Annotated in this window: 17 protein-coding genes; 11 read left to right on the forward strand and 6 right to left on the reverse strand. The window is 62.4% G+C overall.

Annotated elements, in window-relative coordinates:
• Nucleotides 1–329: 329 nt before the first annotated feature.
• On the forward strand, nucleotides 330–806 hold the full coding sequence (locus VC352_RS00755; protein ID WP_322977677.1) for a DUF1289 domain-containing protein: 477 nt from the start codon (nucleotides 330–332) through the stop codon (nucleotides 804–806).
• A 64-nt stretch (nucleotides 807–870) separates the two neighbouring features.
• Here the strand turns inward: VC352_RS00755 and VC352_RS00760 are convergent, their stop codons facing one another.
• Nucleotides 871–1,734: a universal stress protein gene (locus VC352_RS00760; RefSeq protein WP_322977678.1), complete on the reverse strand. Its 864-nt coding sequence runs from the start codon at nucleotides 1,732–1,734 to the stop codon at nucleotides 871–873.
• Nucleotides 1,735–1,889: 155 nt separating this feature from the next.
• Here VC352_RS00760 and VC352_RS00765 point away from each other — a divergent pair, with 155 nt between their 5' ends.
• A complete protein-coding gene (locus VC352_RS00765; RefSeq protein WP_322977679.1) occupies nucleotides 1,890–2,543 on the forward strand; it encodes a tRNA-(ms[2]io[6]A)-hydroxylase in 654 nt (217 codons plus the stop codon).
• A gap of 9 nt (nucleotides 2,544–2,552) precedes the next feature.
• Here VC352_RS00765 and VC352_RS00770 read toward each other — a convergent pair whose 3' ends face one another.
• A complete protein-coding gene (locus VC352_RS00770; protein ID WP_322977680.1) occupies nucleotides 2,553–3,749 on the reverse strand; it encodes an MFS transporter in 1,197 nt (398 codons plus the stop codon).
• 133 nt (nucleotides 3,750–3,882) lie between these two features.
• Here VC352_RS00770 and VC352_RS00775 point away from each other — a divergent pair, with 133 nt between their 5' ends.
• A complete protein-coding gene (locus VC352_RS00775; RefSeq protein ID WP_322977681.1) occupies nucleotides 3,883–4,734 on the forward strand; it encodes a LysR substrate-binding domain-containing protein in 852 nt (283 codons plus the stop codon).
• Nucleotides 4,735–4,791: 57 nt separating this feature from the next.
• On the opposite strand, the gene lpxH is transcribed toward VC352_RS00775, so the two are convergent.
• Nucleotides 4,792–5,514, reverse strand: a complete 723-nt coding sequence (gene lpxH / locus VC352_RS00780; protein WP_322977682.1) for a UDP-2,3-diacylglucosamine diphosphatase — start codon at nucleotides 5,512–5,514, stop codon at nucleotides 4,792–4,794.
• Between the two features lie 4 nt (nucleotides 5,515–5,518).
• Nucleotides 5,519–6,016, reverse strand: coding sequence for a peptidylprolyl isomerase (locus tag VC352_RS00785; protein ID WP_322977683.1), 498 nt, complete (start codon nucleotides 6,014–6,016; stop codon nucleotides 5,519–5,521).
• A 159-nt stretch (nucleotides 6,017–6,175) separates the two neighbouring features.
• Here VC352_RS00785 and VC352_RS00790 point away from each other — a divergent pair, with 159 nt between their 5' ends.
• Together VC352_RS00790 and cysS are read left to right on the forward strand one after the other, a co-directional pair.
• A complete protein-coding gene (locus tag VC352_RS00790) occupies nucleotides 6,176–7,840 on the forward strand; it encodes a glutamine--tRNA ligase/YqeY domain fusion protein (RefSeq protein ID WP_322977684.1) in 1,665 nt (554 codons plus the stop codon).
• Entirely contained in the window at nucleotides 7,840–9,225 is a 1,386-nt protein-coding gene (gene cysS / locus VC352_RS00795; protein WP_322977685.1) for a cysteine--tRNA ligase, read from the forward strand. Before VC352_RS00790 ends, cysS begins: the two co-directional genes overlap by 1 nt.
• A 177-nt stretch (nucleotides 9,226–9,402) precedes the next feature.
• On the opposite strand, the gene blaPRC is transcribed toward cysS, so the two are convergent.
• Complete coding sequence (blaPRC, locus tag VC352_RS00800; protein ID WP_322977686.1) at nucleotides 9,403–10,542, reverse strand: PRC family class C beta-lactamase; 1,140 nt, start codon at nucleotides 10,540–10,542, stop codon at nucleotides 9,403–9,405.
• Between the two features lie 94 nt (nucleotides 10,543–10,636).
• On the reverse strand, nucleotides 10,637–12,472 hold the full coding sequence (locus tag VC352_RS00805) for a sigma-54-dependent Fis family transcriptional regulator (RefSeq protein WP_322977687.1): 1,836 nt from the start codon (nucleotides 12,470–12,472) through the stop codon (nucleotides 10,637–10,639).
• Between the two features lie 260 nt (nucleotides 12,473–12,732).
• On the opposite strand from VC352_RS00805, the gene VC352_RS00810 reads away from it, so the two are divergent.
• Genes VC352_RS00810 through VC352_RS00835 form a run of 6 tightly spaced genes read left to right on the forward strand, consistent with a single transcriptional unit; the run spans nucleotide 12,733 to nucleotide 18,672 of the window.
• On the forward strand, nucleotides 12,733–13,827 hold the full coding sequence (locus VC352_RS00810) for an ABC transporter ATP-binding protein (protein ID WP_322977688.1): 1,095 nt from the start codon (nucleotides 12,733–12,735) through the stop codon (nucleotides 13,825–13,827).
• Nucleotides 13,827–14,924 carry an ABC transporter ATP-binding protein gene (locus VC352_RS00815; RefSeq protein WP_322977689.1) on the forward strand — a complete coding sequence of 366 codons (1,098 nt, stop codon included), beginning with the start codon at nucleotides 13,827–13,829 and terminating at the stop codon, nucleotides 14,922–14,924. The genes VC352_RS00810 and VC352_RS00815 overlap by 1 nt, the downstream gene beginning before the upstream one ends.
• A complete protein-coding gene (locus VC352_RS00820; RefSeq protein WP_268183774.1) occupies nucleotides 14,921–15,784 on the forward strand; it encodes a carbohydrate ABC transporter permease in 864 nt (287 codons plus the stop codon). Before VC352_RS00815 ends, VC352_RS00820 begins: the two co-directional genes overlap by 4 nt.
• 8 nt (nucleotides 15,785–15,792) lie before the next feature.
• On the forward strand, nucleotides 15,793–16,593 hold the full coding sequence (locus VC352_RS00825) for a carbohydrate ABC transporter permease (protein WP_322977690.1): 801 nt from the start codon (nucleotides 15,793–15,795) through the stop codon (nucleotides 16,591–16,593).
• Nucleotides 16,594–16,605: 12 nt separating this feature from the next.
• Complete coding sequence (locus tag VC352_RS00830; RefSeq protein WP_119691160.1) at nucleotides 16,606–16,878, forward strand: DUF2160 domain-containing protein; 273 nt, start codon at nucleotides 16,606–16,608, stop codon at nucleotides 16,876–16,878.
• A gap of 51 nt (nucleotides 16,879–16,929) precedes the next feature.
• Nucleotides 16,930–18,672 carry an ABC transporter substrate-binding protein gene (locus VC352_RS00835; protein ID WP_322977691.1) on the forward strand — a complete coding sequence of 581 codons (1,743 nt, stop codon included), beginning with the start codon at nucleotides 16,930–16,932 and terminating at the stop codon, nucleotides 18,670–18,672.
• Nucleotides 18,673–18,702: the final 30 nt, after the last annotated feature.

Raw genomic sequence — 18,702 nt, forward strand, 5'->3', positions numbered from 1 at the left:
GGCTTTATGGGCCGAGCAGCCGAGGTTTCACGAGTTTCTTCCAGAAGCTGCTTTCAAAGTTTTACGCCTGTAGGACGGTAGCGTTGCTGGTCGATGCAGACGTTCGGGGGGACTCCAAACGGCTGCATCGCCATCGTACCTACAAGGATCGACTGTGCTCGTGACGCTTTGAAAACAGCTTCCAACGGACATTGGCGCCTTAAAAGGCGGGCCGATTCTACTGGAAAGTGCAGATAAAGTTAAGCCGATGTCCAGCGCTCGCCAGGGGTGAACTGGATTAGACAAAGGGCTAAGATGCGGGGCCGTTCTGCCTTTCGTATCGCCCTGCCATGTCCAATCAGCGTATCAAGACACCTTGCGTAGGTCTTTGCTCGACCGTCTACGGCGATGTCGTCTGCCGCGGATGCAAGCGTTTCCATCACGAAGTGATCAACTGGAACAGCTATGACGAGCAAGAGAAGCGCGCGGTCTGGTCTCGTCTCGAGGCGCTCCTTGTGCAGGTCATGACGGCCAAGCTGGAGGTCTTCGATGAGGGGCGCCTGCGGACGCAGCTCGAGCAGCGGCAGATCCGCTTCCTGCCGCAGCAGTCCCCTTACTGCTGGGCTTACCAGTTGATTGCGCGCGGTGCGCGGATGATCAATCAACTGGAGGCCTATGGCATGGTGCTGCTGCCGGAGTTTCGCGGTTGGGCACTAACCGAGCTGCGCGATGCCATCGACCGCGAGTTCTTCCTGTTGTCCGAGGCGCATTACGAGCGCTATATCGCGCCGAAGTTTCTCTGCGAAGGGTTGGAACTGCGGGTCTAGTCCGCTTCCTGGGTAAAGAAAAATGCCGCTCGTTGCAGAGCGGCATTTTCGTTTCCGGCACGGGTCAGCGCTGTGCCACCAGTTCTTCGAGGTGGGCGATGACTTCATCTGGCTTGAGCACCAGGGCATCGCTTTCCAGCGAATCCAGCACCACTTCCGCCGTGTTGCCGATCAGCGCACCGGAAAGGCCGGTGCGAGCGACCGTACCGATTACCGTGACCGCCGCCTTGAGTTGATGGGCGACCTGCGGGATCAGGACGTCTGCCGGGCCTTCCACGACATGCAGGCGTTCGTCGCTGATGTCGTATTCGGCCTGGAAGCTTTTGCATTGCTCACGGTAGCGAGCCTCGATGGTTTCCTTGAGCTGGAAGGTTGGGTCGGCAGCGGAGAGCATCGGCGATGGGTGAGCGGCAATCACATGCAGATCGCCCTTGGCCAGGCCGGCGATGTCGTAGCCATGACTGATGATGCCGGCATGCAGCGTGCGGTGCTCGCTGTCGGCGTTGCCGACGTCGACGGCGGCGAGAATGATGCCGCCGGTCCAGGGCGTGTCGGTCTTGACCATCAGCACCGGGCCCGGGCAGTAGCGCAGCAGTTTCCAGTCCTCCGGGGTGAGGATCGCCTTCTTCAAGGGGTTGTCCGGCAGGTGTTGCTTGACCACCAGGCCACAGCCTTCGGCTTGCTGGATGGCGATGATGGTCTGGTGCAGGTTGTCATGCCAGGCTTGCTGGGTGGTGACGCTGAAGCCTTCCTGGGCCAGGTTGCTGCGCAGGTCGTTGAGCAGGGCACTGTGATCGCCCTTCTTGTCACAGACCAGCAGGTGCAGGTGCGACTGGGTAACGCCTGCTATCAGTTTTGCCCGCTTCAGGGCGAGGCCTTCGGGATGCTGGGGCTCCACCACCACCAGAATGCTACGGATCGCTTGCATGGTCGTCTCCCTGAGAATGAACATCGATCGTTCAACTATAGGTGCGTCGTCGCCAGCGACTTCTTGACCTGTATCAAGCGCGCTGGTCGTGCGGCCTGCCACTCGTATAATGGCCCGCCATGTTCAACCTCGCCAGCACCGAGAGCGCTTCAATCATGATGTCAAATGCCCAGCATGTTCCGAGTAATACCGAGGAACCTGTCACTATCCTGCAGGAAATTCTCGCGTTTCTCGGTGGCGTTGCTACCCCCGACGCCTGGCTGGACGAGGCTCTGCGCCAGCAGGAAATCCTTCTGCTGGACCACCGCAACCTGGAATACAAGGCCGCGCAAACGGCCCTGAGTCTGATGGGGCGTTACCTGACCAAGACCGAATTGACCGCGAGAATGTCGCGTTTGGCCCGTGAGGAGCTGGTGCACTTCGAGCAGGTGAGCAAGATCATTCGCGGGCGCGGTATCGAGGTTCGCCATGTTTCCGCCTCGCGCTATGCTGCTGGGCTGCGGGCCTTGTTGCGCGGTGGTGAAGTCGAGCGCCTGGTGGACGTACTGGTGGTCGGCGCCTTCATCGAGGCGCGCTCCTGCGAGCGCTTCGCCGCGCTGGTGCCGCGGCTGGATGCCGAGTTGGCCAAGTTCTACGCCGGCTTGCTGGAGAGTGAAGGGCGTCACTACCGCGGCTATCTCAAGCTTGCCTATCTGTATGGTGACGCCGCTGACGTGGATGCGCGTATCGAGGTGGTACGTGCGATGGAGCAGGAACTGATCACCTCGCCGGATGAGCAGTTCCGTTTCCACAGTGGCATACCCCTTTAGCGTTCTACATCAGCAGGTACCCGCCGCTGTCGGCGGCGCCAACGAGGCCTTGTCCCCGCGCAGGATGAGCAACGCCAGTAGCACCAGCAGCGAGGAAATGCCGGCCAGAGCGAAGAACACGCTTTCCAGTGAACCGGTGGTGTCGCGCACATAGCCGGTCAGCAGATTGCCCAATGCTCCGCCCAGGCCGAAAGTCACCATGCAGATACCACTGATCTGCATGGTGGCCGTGGATGCGTAGCGGCGATTGACCCAGCCGGCAACGATGCCCCACATCGGGAAATACATCAGGCCATAACCAAAGCCCGCCGCCAGTGCCCAGCGCCCTGGATCCTGGGCAAAGGCCCAGAGGCCCAGAGCAAAAACGCTGAAGATCACCAGCAGTGCCATGCCATGGCCCTTGCGGTCGGCCAGTCTGCCAATGATCAGGCCGGCGAGCATGCCGGTGCCGCCGACCATCGCCCAGGTGTAACCGCCCAGCGTGGCTGGCAAGCCGAGTTCATCCAGATAGGTGTTGAGCCAGTAGGAGAAGGGCATGGTGGTGAACCCGACCAGCAGGCAGATCAGGCAGGCGATCAGGGCGGTGCGCTCACCGAGGATGACAGCCAGCAGGCGGCGGGGCGCAAGCATCGCCTCGTGATTGTCCTGCTGCGCTCCCGGCATCTTCGGCAGGTGCCGCAGCAGGTGCCAGGTCAGGCACACCACCAGCGCGCCGAACAGCGAGGCGAGCTGCCAGCTCATCTGCCAGCCGAGCGCCGGTACCACCAGTAGTATCAGCAGGCCGTTGATGGCATACCCCCAGGCCGTACCGCTGGACGCGCAGGAGAGGTAGGTGGCGCGATCCTCGGGGCGGGCGCAGCGGCTGAGAATCTCGACGATGCAGCCCCAACTGATCGCAGCGCTGGCCGCCAGGCAGGTCAGCACCAGGCTGATAACGATGGGGTCGCGCAGTTGCGACATCATGAACAGCAGGCAACTGCTGACGATGCCGGTCAGCAGTGCCAGGCGGCTGGTGCCCAGGTGATGGCCAAGCGTGCCCAGCAGCAGGGCCCCGCCCAGATAGGCCAACTGGGTGAGGGCGCCGATGGTCGCCAGTTGCCAGGCACTGAAGCCGATCGATGCCCCCATGAAGGGCAGTACGGCAGCGAACAGGAACATGCCGAATCCATGGCTGACGATCTGGTTCAAGGCGAACGTGGCGGGCATCCGCATGGATTCAGGCTCCGAGAAGATTGGCTGGGCATCCGCAGGCAGCGGATGGTGCCTAACATAGAGACTTGCCAGAGTTCGCGGAAACGATAAATATTGATCGCCGCCTTCAACAAAGCTGAATTCTGCGATGCGCGACCTGCCCATAGCCCTGCTGCGTACCTTCGTGGTGGTCGCCGAGACGCTCAACCTGACCAGTGCGGCCTTGCGCCTGCATCGCGCCCCGTCGACCATCAGCATGCAACTCAGCCGTCTGGAGGCCCTGGTGGCGACCGAGTTGCTGCAGCGTGGGCAGTACGGCGTGCGGCTGACGCATGCCGGGGAGCAGTTGAAAGCCCACGCCCAGCAATTGCTCAACCTGCATGACCGCGTGCTGGGAAGCTTTCGCCATGCCGATGTGGGTGGGCGGGTGCGCCTGGGCACCCATGACCAGTACGCCACGCGCACGCTCACGCCGCTGTTGGAAGCCTTCGTGCTGAGTTATCCCGAGGCCAGCCTGGAGGTGCTCTGTGATCATCGCCCCGAATACCTGGCGGCATGCGTGGCAGAGGGCAAGCTGGATCTGGCGTTGGCGGAGATGTCCGTGGCTTCCGGCGGCGGGAACCGGTTGTTTCGCGATCAGTTGGTCTGGGTGCGCACCGATGCCCATGCGCTCCACGAGCGTACGCCCTTGCCGCTGGCGGTATTCGTCGAGGGTTGCCTGCACCGTGACTCGGCCTGCCTGGCACTCGCGGCAGCCGGCATTCCTTACCGCATCGCCTTTGCCAGCCAAAGCCGCGCCGGGGTATTGGCTGCGGTGCGTGCCGGAATCGGGGTAGGCATCGTGCCACGTTCGACCCTGGAGCCGGATCTGCGGGTGATCGAAACCCTGCCTGGGCTGCCCGCGACGGATATCACCCTGTTTGTCGCCGATCAGGTCAATGAGGCCGCCCGGCGCCTGGCACAGACCATCCAGGAAAGCCCGCAATATCGCGTGGGTTAGGGGCTGTTGACGTTTCGGCGCGACCGCGAGCGAAGCGTCAACAGATCCTGGCCGTGATCAGGTGAGCGGGAAGGGCGCCTGCTGCCAGTCCGCGCCGTCAATCTGCAATGCCCAGCCCTGGCGATCCCAGTCCCCCAGCACGATGCGCCGTGCCGGTTGGCCGTTGACTTCCAGCTCATGCATCGCCGGCCTGTGGGTATGGCCATGGATCAGCGTGCGCACGCCGTGCTCGGCCATCACCTTGACCACTTCCTCTGGCGTGACATCGACGATCTCGCTGGCCTTCGTCCGCGTTTGCGCGCGGCTTTCGTTGCGTAGCTTGCGCGCCAGCTTCTGCCGGGTAGTGAGCGGCAGGTTACGAAGAATCAGCAGCGAGAGCGGGTTGCGCAGCCAGCGGCGCAGTTTCATGTAGCCGACATCAAGGGTACACAGGCTGTCGCCGTGCATCAGCAGCACCGGCTCGCCACCCAAATGCACCAGGGTCGGATCCTTCAGCAGGGTGCAACCCGCCTCGCGGCAGAAGCGCTTGCCGATGAGAAAGTCGCGATTGCCGTGCATCAGGTAGATACGCGTGCCGGCATCACTCAGCTCGCGCAGGGCGCGGGCGATCTCGTACTGGAATAGCGTCATGCCGTCGTCGCCAATCCAGACTTCGAAGAAGTCACCGAGGATGTACAGCGCCTCGGCCTGACGCGCGCGGGTGGCGAGAAAATGCAGAAACGCCCGGGTGATGTCCGGGCGTTTCTCTTCGAGGTGCAGATCGGAGATCAGCAGGATCATCGACTTACTCGGCTACGATTTCAGCCTTCTCGATGATCACGTCTTCCACCGGTACGTCCTGGTGGCCGGATTTCATGGTGGTGGCGACGCCCTTGATCTTCTCGACCACGTCCATGCCTTCGACCACTTCACCGAATACGGCGTAGCCCCAGCCCTGAACGGTCGGTGCGCTGTGGTTGAGGAAGCTGTTGTCGGCGACGTTGATGAAGAACTGTGCGCTGGCCGAATGCGGCTCCATGGTGCGCGCCATGGCGATGGTGCCGACCTTGTTGGCGACGCCGTTGTTGGCCTCGTTCTTGATCGGTGCGCGGGTCGGCTTCTGCTTCATGCCCGGCTCGAAACCGCCGCCCTGGATCATGAAGTTGCCGATCACACGGTGGAAAATGGTGCCGTCGTAATGGCCTTCCTTCACGTATTGCTCGAAGTTGGCCACGGTTTCCGGGGCCTTGTCGGCGAACAGGTTCAGGGTGATGACGCCGTGGTTGGTGTGCAGTTTGATCATGATCGTATCCGTGATGAGGCAGATTCGAGCCAGTGGCTCGTGGGTGAACAGCCCTGACAGGTTGGCATGCACCCTGTCAGGGGCTTGACAGGTTGGTTATGATACGGACTTTGCCCGAAGCGGCCTACCCTGTGCCGCGCCAGTATTGTTAAGGACACCATGAGCAAGCCTACCGTCGAAAAAGCTGCCAACTTCCTGCGTCCCATCGTTCAGGCAGACCTGGACAGCGGCAAGCACGCCACGATCGTGACCCGCTTTCCGCCGGAGCCCAACGGCTACCTGCACATCGGCCATGCCAAGAGCATCTGCCTGAACTTCGGCCTGGCCGAAGAGTTCGGCGGCCAGTGCAACCTGCGTTTCGACGACACCAACCCGGCCAAAGAAGACCAGGAATACATCGACGCGATCAAGGCCGACGTCGAGTGGCTGGGCTTCAAGTGGGCCGGTGAGGAACGCTACGCCTCCAATTATTTCGACCAGCTGCACGCCTGGGCCATCGAACTGATCAAGGCCGGCAAGGCCTTCGTCTGCGACCTCAATGCCGAGGAAATGCGCGAATACCGTGGCAACCTGACCGAGCCGGGCAAGAACAGCCCGTTCCGCGAGCGCAGCGTCGAGGAAAACCTCGACCTGTTCGCCCGCATGAAAGCCGGCGAGTTCCCCGATGGCGCCCGTTCCCTGCGCGCCAAGATCGACATGGCTTCGCCGAACATCAACCTGCGTGACCCAATCCTTTATCGCATTCGCCACGCTCATCACCATCAGACCGGTGACAAGTGGTGTATCTACCCAAGCTACGACTTCACCCATGGTCAGTCGGATGCCATCGAGGGCATCACCCACTCGATCTGCACCCTGGAGTTCGAAGATCACCGCCCGCTGTACGAATGGTTCCTGGCCAACCTGCCGGTGCCGGCGCAGCCGCGTCAGTACGAATTCGCCCGCCTGAACCTGAACTACACCATCACCAGCAAGCGCAAGCTCAAGCAGCTCGTCGACGAGAAGCACGTCAATGGCTGGGACGACCCGCGCATGTCGACCCTGTCCGGCTACCGTCGTCGTGGCTATACCCCGGCTTCGATCCGCGCCTTCTGCGACATGATCGGCGTCAACCGCGCTGGCGGCCTGGTGGATATCGGCATGCTCGAGTTCGCCATCCGTGACGATCTGGACGCCAACGCCTCGCGCGCCATGTGCGTGCTCAAGCCGCTGAAAGTGGTGATCACCAACTATCCAGAAGGCCAGGTCGAGAACCTCGAACTGCCGCGCCATCCCAAGCAGGACATGGGCGTGCGCGTGCTGCCGTTCTCCCGCGAGATCTACATCGACGCCAGCGATTTCGAGGAAACCCCACCGGACGGCTTCAAGCGTCTGATCCCGGGTGGCGAAGTGCGTCTGCGCGGCAGCTACGTGATTCGCGCCGACGAAGCCATCAAGGACGCCGCCGGCAACATCGTCGAGCTGCGCTGCAGCTATGACGAGAACACCCTGGGCAAGAACCCGGAAGGCCGCAAGGTAAAGGGCGTGATCCACTGGGTGCCGGCGGCCGAGAGCGTCGAGTGCGAAGTGCGTCTGTACGATCGCCTGTTCCGCTCGGCCAACCCCGAGAAAGCGGAAGAGGGTGGTAGCTTCCTCGACAACATCAACCCGGAATCGCTGGTGGTGCTCACCGGTTGCCGCGCCGAGCCGTCGCTGGCCAAGGCTGCTGCCGATGACCGCTTCCAGTTCGAGCGCGAAGGCTACTTCTGCCTCGACAAGGACTCGACCGCCGAGGCGCTGGTGTTCAACCGCACCGTCACCCTGCGCGATTCCTGGGGGCAGTAATGGCACTGTCGATCTACAACACGCTCAGCAAGGTCAAGGAACCGTTCAAGCCGCTGATCGGTAACAGCGTGCGTATGTACGTATGCGGCATGACTGTCTATGACTTCTGCCATATCGGTCATGCCCGGGTGATGGTCGCCTTCGACGTGGTCACCCGTTGGCTGCGTCAGCGCGGCTATGACGTGACCTACGTGCGCAATATCACCGACATCGACGACAAGATCATCCGCCGGGCCAACGAGAACGGCGAGCCGTTCGAGGCGCTAGTCGAGCGCATGATCGCTGCGATGCACGAAGACGAGGCGCGTCTGAGCGTGCTGCGTCCGGACATCGAACCGCGCGCCACCGGCCATATCGCCGGCATGCACCAGATGATCCAGACCCTGATCGACAAGGGCTTCGCCTACGCGCCGGGCAATGGCGACGTGTACTACCGCGTCACCAAGTTCGAGACCTACGGCAAGCTGTCGCGCCGCAAGATCGACGAGCTGAAGATCGGCGCGCGCATCGAAGTCGACGAAATCAAGGAAGACCCGCTGGACTTCGTGCTCTGGAAAGCCGCCAAACCGGGCGAGCCGAGCTGGGATTCGCCCTGGGGCAAGGGTCGTCCGGGCTGGCACATCGAGTGCTCGGTGATGTCCACCTGCTGCCTGGGTGAGACCTTCGACATCCATGGCGGTGGCCCGGATCTGGTGTTCCCGCACCACGAGAACGAGATCGCGCAGAGCGAGGCGGCCACCGGCAAGCAGTACGCCAATGCCTGGATGCATGCCGGCGCGGTGCGCGTGGATGGCGAAAAGATGTCCAAGAGCCTGGGCAACTTCTTCACCATTCGTGAGGTGCTGGAGAAGTATCACCCGGAGGTGGTGCGCTACCTGCTGGTGTCCAGCCACTATCGCAGCCCGATCAACTACTCCGAAGAGAGCCTCAAGGAAGCCAAGGGCGCCCTGGAGCGTTTCTACAATGGCCTCAAAGGTCTGCCGGAAGCAGCACCTGCCGGTGGCGAAGCCTTCGTCGAGCGCTTCGGTGCAGCGATGGACGACGATTTCAACTCGCCCGAAGCCTGCGCGGTGTTGTTCGAGATGATCCGCGAGGTCAACCGCCTGCGTGAGTCGGACGTGCAGGCCGCTGCTGGTCTGGCGGCGCAGCTCAAGCAACTGGCCAGCGTACTCGGCGTGCTGCAGCTTGAGCCCGAGGCATTCCTCCAGGCCGGTGCTGTCGGCAAAGTCGATGCCGCCGAAGTCGAAGCGCTGATCGCTGCGCGCCTGCAGGCGCGCGCCGACAAGAACTGGGCAGAAAGCGACCGCATCCGCGACCAGCTCACTGCCATGGGCGTGGTGCTGGAAGATGGCAAGGGCGGCACTACCTGGCGTCTGGCCGAGTAAGCCGTTCGCTCAACGACAAAGGCCGCTCTTCAGCGGCCTTTGTCGTTTCTATGGGCGTCTACGCAGCGATGCCTCTGAGCGAGCGTAGCCCGGATGCAATTCGGGAATGGTGGGCACTCGGCTGGCTCCCGGATTTCATCCGGGCTACAGGATTGCTGGCCGGAAGCGTGTGCGGTCCTATTGCTCTATGGCTTCCAGCAACTGCAAAGCCAGGCGCACACGCTCGGCATTGGGGTAGTTGCGGTTGGCGAGGATCACCAGGCCGGTATCGCGCGCCGGTAGTAGCAGGATGTAGGCGCCGAAGCCGTTGGTCGAGCCGGTCTTGTTCAGCAGCAGGTCGCCCTCGGCAGGCCTCGGCGCAGCGAAACGCTCTACGAGCTGCGGTTGCAGCGCCATTTCTGCTGAGTTGCCGGCTTGCAGTTTCTCCAAGCTAATGGGGTAGGCGTAGCGCTCCCAGCCCAGCGCCTGAGTCAAGTCGCCGACCTGGTAGTAGCCACGATGTGTTGCGCTGATCGCCTGGCGCAGTGGTGCGGGTAGTTGATCCGGGTGCAGATTGGCGTCGATGAAGCGCAGCATGTCGGTGGCGCTGGATTTAAGCCCATAGGCTTCGGCATCCAGTGCACCGGGAGTCACGCGCACCGCCTTGTCGTCGCGGTAGCCCCAGGCGTAGCGCTTCATCTGGACGGTCGGTATCTGTACGTAGCTTTCCTGCATGCCCAGCTGTGGTAGCAGATCTTTTTCCATCAACTGCTGAAACGGCTCGGCCAGGCTGGCGGCGGCCAGGTGGCCGAACAGGCCAATGCTGGGATTGGAGTACAGCCGTTGCGTACCCGGCGGATACACCGCCTGCCAATTACGGTAGTAATCGAGCATCTGCTGTTCGTTGCTGACAGCGTCCGGGAATTGCAGCGGTAGGCCGCCAGCGGTGTAAGTCGCCAGATCCAGCAAGCTGATGTTATCGAAGGCACTGCCTTGCAGCTCTGGTAGGTACTGGCTGGCGTTGTCGCTGAGGTTCAGCGTGCCGCGGGCTTCGGCGTAGGCGCCGAGGGTGGCGGTGAAGAGTTTGCTGATCGAGCCCAGCTCGAACAGGGTGTGGCGATCCACCGCCTGGCCGCTTTCACGGGATGCCACTCCGTACTCGAAGAAATGCGACTGCCCCTTGTGGCTGATGGCGATGGCCATGCCAGGAATGGCATAGGCCTGCATCATCGACTTCGCAGCGGCGTCCACCTGTGTTTCCAGTGAAGGCGCTGCCGGCGCGTGGCTGGCGGCCAGCAGCGCCAGGGCGGCGAACAGGGGGCGGTACAGGTGGCGCATGCTGAGATCCTTTCGTGGCGGGACGACGCCAGCGCTACTCGAGGGCGAGTGCGGTGGCAAATGTATGGCTTGGGCCGATTCTTCGAACAAAGGTTCAGGGGCGGACGCCTTGCTCGCGCAGGCGCTTGTACAGGGTATTGCGGCTCAGGCCAAGGTGGCGGGCCAGGTAGGAGATATTACCGCCGCACGCCTGGTACTGGCTGGCCAGGTCGCCATCATCCGGCTCGAGATGCGCTGGCATGGGCGCCTCTGTTGGCAGGTCGAGGAAGAAGTCATCCGGCAGGTGTTCGGCGCGGATGGGCTGGTCGTCGGCCATGGCCAGCGCCACGCGCAACGCGCTGCTGAGCTGGCGCAGGTTGCCCGGCCATGGGTGATGCTGGAACAGCTCCAGCACTTCGCGGCTGATACCTGCATGTTGGTCAGGTTCACGGTGCTGCTCCCAGAGTTTCTGGAACAGCGCCTGCTTGTCACTGCGCTCACGCAGTGGCGGCAGTTCCAGATTCAGGCCGCTGATGCGGTAGTACAGGTCGGCGCGGAACTGGCCGCTGTCGACGTCCTGGCGCAGTGGGCGGTTGGTGGCCGATACCAGGCGCACGTCGACTGGATGCAGCTCACTGCTGCCCAATGGCTGTACGCAGCGCTCCTGCAATACGCGCAGCAGCCGCGCCTGCACACGCAGCGGCATATCACCGATCTCATCGAGAAACAGGGTGCCCTTGTGCGCCTTGCGGATCAGGCCGATATGACCCTTCTGGCTAGCGCCGGTAAAGGCGCCTTTCTCGTAGCCGAACAGTTCCGACTCCACCAGCTCCGCTGGAATGGCCGCGCAGTTGACCGCGATGAAGGGGTGTTCGGCGCGTGAGCTGGCGCGATGTAGCGCCCTGACGAAAACCTCCTTGCCGGCACCGGTTTCGCCCTGCACCAGGATCGGGATGTCCTTTTCCAGCAGGCGTTCGGCCTGGCGGATGGCCTTGTCCATGCGTGCGTCACCCATGCTCAGTGCATGCAGATGAGGCTCTTGTGGCGTGCTTTGCGCAACCTGCGGGCGGAAATCGCGAGGCTGAATGGGGGCCGGTCGGGCAGGGCGGCGTACCCGTGCGTGAAAACGAAAGTGGCCGCTGGTGCGCAGGCTGAACGGCTGGCCGTCCGGCTGGTTGAGCAACTGCTGTAGAGGCACGTCGAACAGTTGCTCGATGGCGCCGTAGGTCAGGGGTTGGCCGAGCAGATTGTCAGCGCGGCGGTTGGCCGACACCACGTGGCCGCGTTCGTCGAACACCACCAGGCCGGCCCAGGGGCTGTCGAGGTTGTCGAGGCTGGTATTGAAGCTGAGCAGGTGGTACTGGTCGGCGAACAGCTTGAGGATCAGGCGGTTCTCCACCGACTGGCTCATCATCTTGACCATGCCGAGGGTATGCGCCGGCGGCAGGTAGCTGTCGCTGGACACGTCGAGTACGGCGATCATGCGCCGCTGTTCGTCGAAGATCGGCGAGGCCGAGCCGGTCATGAAACGGTTGGCCTTCAGGAAGTGTTCATCGTGCTGGATATGCACGGCCTGGCCGCAACTGAGCGCGGTGCCGATGGCGTTGGTGCCGGTGTAGCGTTCCAGCCAGCTGGCGCCCGCGACGAAGCCTGCAGCCTGACGTGGCTCGATGAAGCGCTGGTCGCCCCAGGATTGCAACAGCCGGCCCTGCTCGTCGGCGAGCATGATCAGGCAGTTGGAGTTGGAGAGGATGGTGCCGTAGTAGGGCAGCACTTCCTGATGCGTGGTCTGCACCAAGGCCTGGCGGCTTTCCAGCAGCGCCGAAAGATCGCCTGGCGCCGGCGGGTCGAAGCGAGGCGCGCTCTGGTGGGTCAGGCCGTAGTCACGGCAGCGCGACCAGGACTCCTGGATGATGGCATCGTGCGCCGGGGCGCGGGCAGCGTCGGTCATGGTGCGATCTCTTCTTGTTGGTTCGCGATCTGCGCCGCGATCGATCCAGTGTCGTTCAAGACTGTTCAAAGTCAACGAACGAATTGTTCAGTTGTTCACATTCGACTGTTCAAAAGTGTTCAGTGGAAAACCGTTGCTGCACCGTTCTTTGGCGGTTTTTTCGATTCTGATCAAAGAGATGCGTTGTTTTTTGTGGGGCTGGCACGCTTGTCGCTATCGATGTTCGCAATCGAATGGCACGACAAGAAAAAGGACAGGCCATGTCGCTCAAGCTCGAACACGTCACCCGTATCGTCGACGGCCAGGTGCATATCGACGATGCCTGCCTGAGTTTTGAATCGGGCTCCTTCAACGTTCTGCTCGGTCGCACTCTGGCCGGCAAGACCAGCCTGATGCGCCTGATGGCCGGGCTGGATCGGCCCAATAGCGGCCGGGTACTGATGAACGGCGCCGATGTCACCGGCGTGCCAGTGCGCCAGCGCAACGTGTCGATGGTCTATCAGCAGTTCATCAATTACCCGACCCTGACGGTGTTCGAGAACATCGCCTCGCCACTGCGCCAGGCCGGTGTGGCCAAGGAGCAGATCGTCGAGAAGGTCGAGGCCACGGCGCGCATGTTGCGCATCGAGAAACTGCTGTCGCGTTATCCGCTGGAACTCTCTGGCGGCCAACAGCAGCGCACCGCCATGGCTCGGGCGTTGGTCAAGGATGCCTCGCTGATTCTCTTCGATGAGCCGCTGGTCAACCTCGACTACAAGCTGCGCGAGGAGCTGCGCCAAGAAATGCGCGAGCTGTTCCAGGCGCGCCACACCATCGCCATCTACGCCACCACCGAGCCCAACGAGGCACTGGCACTGGGCGGTACCACCACCATCCTGCACGAGGGGCGGGTGGTGCAGAGTGGCAAAACTGCTGAGGTCTACCACCGCCCGCAGCAGGTGCTGGCCGCCGAGCTGTTCTCGGAACCTGCGATCAACCTGATGCCGGGGCGCATCAGCGGCTCCGAGGTGAGCTTCGCCGACTGCGTGCATTTTCCGCTCAACCCCGATCTGCGCAGCATCGCTGAGGGCGAGTACCGCTTCGGTGTGCGCCCCAGCCATATCGGCCTGGTGCCGTCGAATGACGATGATCTGGAGCTGGCGGTGACCGTCGAGCTGGCCGAGATCAGTGGTTCGGAAACCTTCCTTCACGTGCGCAACGAGCAGTTCGTGCTGGTGCTGCATTTGCCGGGTGTGCACGAGTACGCGGTGGACACGCCGATCCTGATCTACATCCCCACACACAAGCTATTCGTCTTCGCCGCCGATGGACAGTTGGTGCAGGCGCCCAGTCGTCGTCAGGGGAGGGCCGCCTGATGGCCGAGATTCGCTTGCACAACCTGGCGCATAGCTACAGCGGCACGCCGAAAGCGCCGGAAGATTACGCAATCCGCGAGATGAACCACATCTGGCAGCAGGGTGGTGCCTATGCGCTGCTGGGGCCGTCGGGCTGCGGCAAATCCACCTTGCTCAACATCATCTCTGGGCTGCTCAGCCCGTCCCAGGGTGAGGTGCAGTTTGACGGCAAGGCGGTCAACACGCTGTCGCCGCAGGAACGCAACATCGCCCAGGTTTTCCAGTTTCCGGTGGTCTACGACACCATGACGGTGTTCGACAACCTGGCCTTCCCATTGCGCAACCAGGGCATGGATGAGGCGCGGGTGATGAGCAAGGTGCATGAAATCGCCGAGGTGCTGGAGCTGCACCCGCTGCTGCAGAGGAAGGCGCGCAACCTCACTGCCGACGAGAAGCAGAAAGTGTCCATGGGCCGTGGCCTGGTGCGTGACGACGTCTCGGCGATCCTCTTCGACGAGCCACTGACGGTGATCGACCCACACCTGAAATGGAAGCTGCGGCGCAAGCTCAAGCAGATCCATGAGCAGTTCAATATCACCATGGTCTACGTCACCCACGACCAGTTGGAGGCTTCCACCTTCGCCGACAAGATCGCGGTGATGTACGGCGGGCAGATCGTCCAGTTCGGCACCCCGCGTGAGTTGTTCGAGCGCCCCGGCCATACCTTCGTCGGCTATTTCATTGGTAGCCCGGGCATGAACCTGATCGAGGTGCAGCGTTGCGACGGTGGCGTGCGCTTCGCCGATACCGTGCTGCCACTGTCGGAGGCACTCAACCAGCGCCTGGCCGAACTGGATGGCAAGCGTCTGCAGGTGGGCATTCGTCCCGAGTTCGTGCACGTCTGGGACGGCGCCTATGAAGATGCGCTGTGTGGCCGGGTGCTGCACGTTGAGGACCTTGGCACCTACAAGATCCTCACTTTCGACCTCGATGGCCAGGTGCTCAAGGCGCGCCTGCAGGAGGATCAGCCCGTGCCGCGCGAGCAGGTCTACCTGAGCTTCCCGGCGCAGTGGCTGATGCTCTATGCCGACGACTACCTGGTGGAGGTGGCGCCATGAAGGTGCAGAACAACAAGGCCTGGTGGCTGGTGCTGCCGGTGTTCCTGCTGGTGGCGTTCAGCGCCATCGTGCCGATGATGACGGTGGTCAACTACTCGGTGCAGGACATCTTCGATCCGGCTACCCGCTACTTCGTCGGCGTCGACTGGTACCGCCAGGTGCTGCAGGACCCGCGCCTGCACGACTCGCTGCTGCGCCAGTTCATCTTTTCCGCCTGCGTGCTGCTGATCGAGATTCCGTTAGGTATCGCCATCGCTCTGTGCATGCCGACGCGGGGGCGCTGGGCCTCGCTATGCCTGATTCTGATGGCCATTCCGCTGCTGATCCCGTGGAACGTGGTGGGCACCATCTGGCAGATATTCGGCCGCGCCGACATCGGCCTGATGGGCTGGGCGCTGAATGCGCTGGGCTTCGACTACAACTACGCCGCCAACACCATGGACGCCTGGGTGACGGTGCTGGTCATGGACGTCTGGCACTGGACGTCGCTGGTGGCGCTGCTGTGCTACTCCGGCCTGCGCGCCATTCCCGACGTCTACTACCAGGCGGCGCGCATCGACCGTGCCTCGAACTGGGCGGTGTTCCGCCATATCCAGCTACCCAAGCTCAAGAGCGTGCTGTTGATCGCGGTGATGCTGCGCTTCATGGACAGCTTCATGATCTACACCGAGCCCTTCGTGCTCACCGGCGGCGGGCCGGGCAACGCCACCACCTTCCTCAGCCAGACCCTGACGCAAATGGCCATCGGCCAGTTCGACCTGGGCCCGGCGGCGGCGTTCTCGCTGGTGTACTTCCTCATCATTCTGCTGGTGTCCTGGCTGTTCTACACCGCCATGACCCATGACGACAAAACCCGCTGAGGCCGACCATGATGCTGCGCAAACGTCTGGCACTGCTGATCTACTTCCTGTTCATGCTGGTGCCCATCTACTGGCTGCTGAACATGTCGTTCAAGAGCAACACCGAGATTCTCGGTGGGCTCAGCCTGTGGCCGCAGAGCTTCACCCTGGACAACTACCGGGTGATCTTCACCGACCGTAGCTGGTACGAGGGTTACCTCAACTCGCTGTACTACGTCAGCCTCAACACCCTGATCTCCCTCAGCGTGGCGCTACCGGCGGCTTATGCCTTTTCGCGCTACCGCTTTCTCGGTGACAAGCACCTGTTCTTCTGGCTGCTGACCAACCGCATGGCGCCGCCGGCGGTCTTTCTGTTGCCGTTCTTCCAGCTCTATTCGTCCATTGGCCTGTTCGACACCCATATCGCCGTGGCGCTGGCGCACTGCCTGTTCAACGTGCCGTTGGCGGTGTGGATTCTCGAAGGTTTCATGTCCAGCGTGCCCAAGGAAATCGACGAGACGGCCTATATCGACGGCTACAGCTTCCCGAAATTCTTCGTGAAGATCTTCCTGCCGCTGATTCGCTCCGGCATCGGCGTCACGGCCTTCTTCTGCTTCATGTTCTCCTGGGTCGAGCTGCTGCTGGCGCGCACCCTGACCTCTGTGGAGGCCAAGCCCATCGCCGCGGTGATGACCCGTACCGTGTCCGCCTCGGGCATCGACTGGGGCGTGCTGGCTGCTGCCGGGGTGCTGACCATCCTGCCGGGGATGCTGGTGATCTGGTTCGTTCGCAATCATGTGGCCAAGGGCTTCGCCCTCGGTCGCGTGTAAGGGAGGTTCGTCATGAGCTGGATGGCCTGGACTCTACCCACCGCACTGTTCTTCGTCGGCATCGCCGTGCTGCTGGCCGGCATGACGCTGGTCGAGCTGCGCTGGCCGTGCGTCGAGCGCAAGGGTTTTCTGCCGATCACCACCACCCGTGGGGATCGGTTGTTCATCGGTCTGCTCGGCAGCGCCTACCTGCATTTGCTGGTAATCGGCGTGACCGACTGGAGCGTGTGGATAGCGTCGTTGCTATCGCTGTTGTGGTTGTGCGCAGTCATGCGCTGGGGCTGAGCCGGGCTGCCGCCGGTATGCCTCTCCCCATATCCTGAGATGGAGGTCTCTATGTTCGACAATAACAACAAGACCCGACATAGCATGGCATTGGCTGCCTTGCTGGCGTTGTCCGGTTTGAGCGGTGCGGCCTGGGCGGATGCCTATGAAGAAGCTGCGAAGAAATGGATCGCTGATGAGTTCAACCCCTCGACCCTGACGCCCGAGCAGCAGCTCGAAGAGCTGAAATGGTTCATCAAGGCCGCCGAACCATTCCGTGGCATGGACATCAGTGTGGTGTCGGAAACCATCACCACCCACGAGTACGAGTCCAAGGTGCTGGCCAAGGCCTTCAGCGAGATCACCGGCATCAAGCTGCGCCATGATCTGCTGCAGGAAGGCGACGTGGTCGAGAAGCTGCAGACGCAGATGCAGTCGGACAAGAACATCTACGACGGCTGGGTCAACGACTCCGACCTGATCGGCACTCACGCGCGCTACGGCAAGGCCATGGCCATCAGCGACATGATCAAGGGTGAGGCCAAGGACTTCACGTCGCCGAGCCTGGATCTCCAAGACTTCATCGGTATTTCCTTCACCACAGGGCCGGACGGCAAGCTCTATCAACTGCCCGATCAGCAGTTCGCCAACCTCTATTGGTTCCGCGCCGACTGGTTCGAGCGCCCGGAGCTGAAGGCCAAGTTCAAGGAAATCTACGGCTACGAGCTGGGCGTACCGGTCAACTGGTCGGCCTATGAAGACATCGCCGAGTTCTTCTCCAAGCACGTCAAGGAAATCGACGGTCAGCGCGTCTACGGCCATATGGATTACGGCAAGAAAGATCCGTCGCTCGGCTGGCGCTTCACCGATGCCTGGTTCTCCATGGCCGGTGGTGGCGACAAGGGCCTGCCCAACGGCCTGCCGGTGGACGAGTGGGGCATTCGCGTCGACGGCTGCCGTCCGGTGGGCTCCAGCGTTGCCCGTGGCGGTGATACCAATGGTCCGGCTGCAGTGTTTGCCACACAGAAATACGTCGACTGGATGCGCCAGTACGCGCCCCCGGAAGCGCAGGGCATGACCTTCTCCGAGGCTGGCCCGGTGCCGGCGCAGGGCGCCATTGCCCAGCAGATCTTCTGGTACACCGCCTTTACTGCCGATATGACCAAGCCGGGCCTGCCGGTGGTCAACGCGGACGGCACGCCGAAGTGGCGCATGGCGCCGTCACCCAAGGGGCCGTACTGGGAGGAGGGCATGAAGCTCGGCTATCAGGACACCGGTTCCTGGACGTTCCTCAAATCCACGCCGGAGAAACAGCGCCTGGCCGCCTGGCTCTACGCGCAGTTCGTCACCTCCAAGACCGTCTCGCTGAAAAAGACTCTGGTCGGCCTGACGCCGATCCGCGAGTCGGACATCAACTCGCAGGCCATGACCGACATTGCACCCAAGCTGGGTGGGCTGGTGGAGTTCTACCGCAGTCCGGCGCGCGTGCAGTGGACGCCGACCGGCACCAACGTGCCGGACTACCCGCGCCTGGCCCAGCTGTGGTGGCAGTTCATCGCCGAGGCGGCCAGTGGCGACAAGACCCCGCAGCAGGCGCTCGATGGCCTGGCTGCAGCGCAGGACACCATGCTCGGTCGCCTGGAGCGCTCCGGTGTATTGGGCGAGTGCGGGCCGAAGCTGAATGAACCGCGTGACCCGCAGTACTGGTTCGACCAGCCAGGCGCACCCAAGCCCAAGCTGGCCAACGAGAAACCCAAGGGTGAAACCATCGCCTACGACGAGCTGCTGAAATCCTGGGAGCAGGCACGCAAGTGAGTCGCTCGGGCGTACTGGCGGCCAAAACCC

It is taken from the genome of Pseudomonas sp. C11 (assembly GCF_034683865.1).
GTDB lineage: Bacteria > Pseudomonadota > Gammaproteobacteria > Pseudomonadales > Pseudomonadaceae > Aquipseudomonas.

Excerpts from the sequence above, each read along its gene's own strand:
- VC352_RS00755 (WP_322977677.1), top strand. The coding sequence starts at position 330 with ATGTCCAATCAGCGTATCAAGACACCTTGCGTAGGTCTTTGCTCGACC.
- VC352_RS00760 (WP_322977678.1), bottom strand. The coding sequence starts at position 1,734 with ATGCAAGCGATCCGTAGCATTCTGGTGGTGGTGGAGCCCCAGCATCCC.
- VC352_RS00765 (WP_322977679.1), top strand. The coding sequence starts at position 1,890 with ATGATGTCAAATGCCCAGCATGTTCCGAGTAATACCGAGGAACCTGTC.
- VC352_RS00770 (WP_322977680.1), bottom strand. The coding sequence starts at position 3,749 with ATGCCCGCCACGTTCGCCTTGAACCAGATCGTCAGCCATGGATTCGGC.
- VC352_RS00775 (WP_322977681.1), top strand. The coding sequence starts at position 3,883 with ATGCGCGACCTGCCCATAGCCCTGCTGCGTACCTTCGTGGTGGTCGCC.
- lpxH (WP_322977682.1), bottom strand. The coding sequence starts at position 5,514 with ATGATCCTGCTGATCTCCGATCTGCACCTCGAAGAGAAACGCCCGGAC.
- VC352_RS00785 (WP_322977683.1), bottom strand. The coding sequence starts at position 6,016 with ATGATCAAACTGCACACCAACCACGGCGTCATCACCCTGAACCTGTTC.
- VC352_RS00790 (WP_322977684.1), top strand. The coding sequence starts at position 6,176 with ATGAGCAAGCCTACCGTCGAAAAAGCTGCCAACTTCCTGCGTCCCATC.
- cysS (WP_322977685.1), top strand. The coding sequence starts at position 7,840 with ATGGCACTGTCGATCTACAACACGCTCAGCAAGGTCAAGGAACCGTTC.
- blaPRC (WP_322977686.1), bottom strand. The coding sequence starts at position 10,542 with ATGCGCCACCTGTACCGCCCCCTGTTCGCCGCCCTGGCGCTGCTGGCC.
- VC352_RS00805 (WP_322977687.1), bottom strand. The coding sequence starts at position 12,472 with ATGACCGACGCTGCCCGCGCCCCGGCGCACGATGCCATCATCCAGGAG.
- VC352_RS00810 (WP_322977688.1), top strand. The coding sequence starts at position 12,733 with ATGTCGCTCAAGCTCGAACACGTCACCCGTATCGTCGACGGCCAGGTG.
- VC352_RS00815 (WP_322977689.1), top strand. The coding sequence starts at position 13,827 with ATGGCCGAGATTCGCTTGCACAACCTGGCGCATAGCTACAGCGGCACG.
- VC352_RS00820 (WP_268183774.1), top strand. The coding sequence starts at position 14,921 with ATGAAGGTGCAGAACAACAAGGCCTGGTGGCTGGTGCTGCCGGTGTTC.
- VC352_RS00825 (WP_322977690.1), top strand. The coding sequence starts at position 15,793 with ATGATGCTGCGCAAACGTCTGGCACTGCTGATCTACTTCCTGTTCATG.
- VC352_RS00830 (WP_119691160.1), top strand. The coding sequence starts at position 16,606 with ATGAGCTGGATGGCCTGGACTCTACCCACCGCACTGTTCTTCGTCGGC.
- VC352_RS00835 (WP_322977691.1), top strand. The coding sequence starts at position 16,930 with ATGTTCGACAATAACAACAAGACCCGACATAGCATGGCATTGGCTGCC.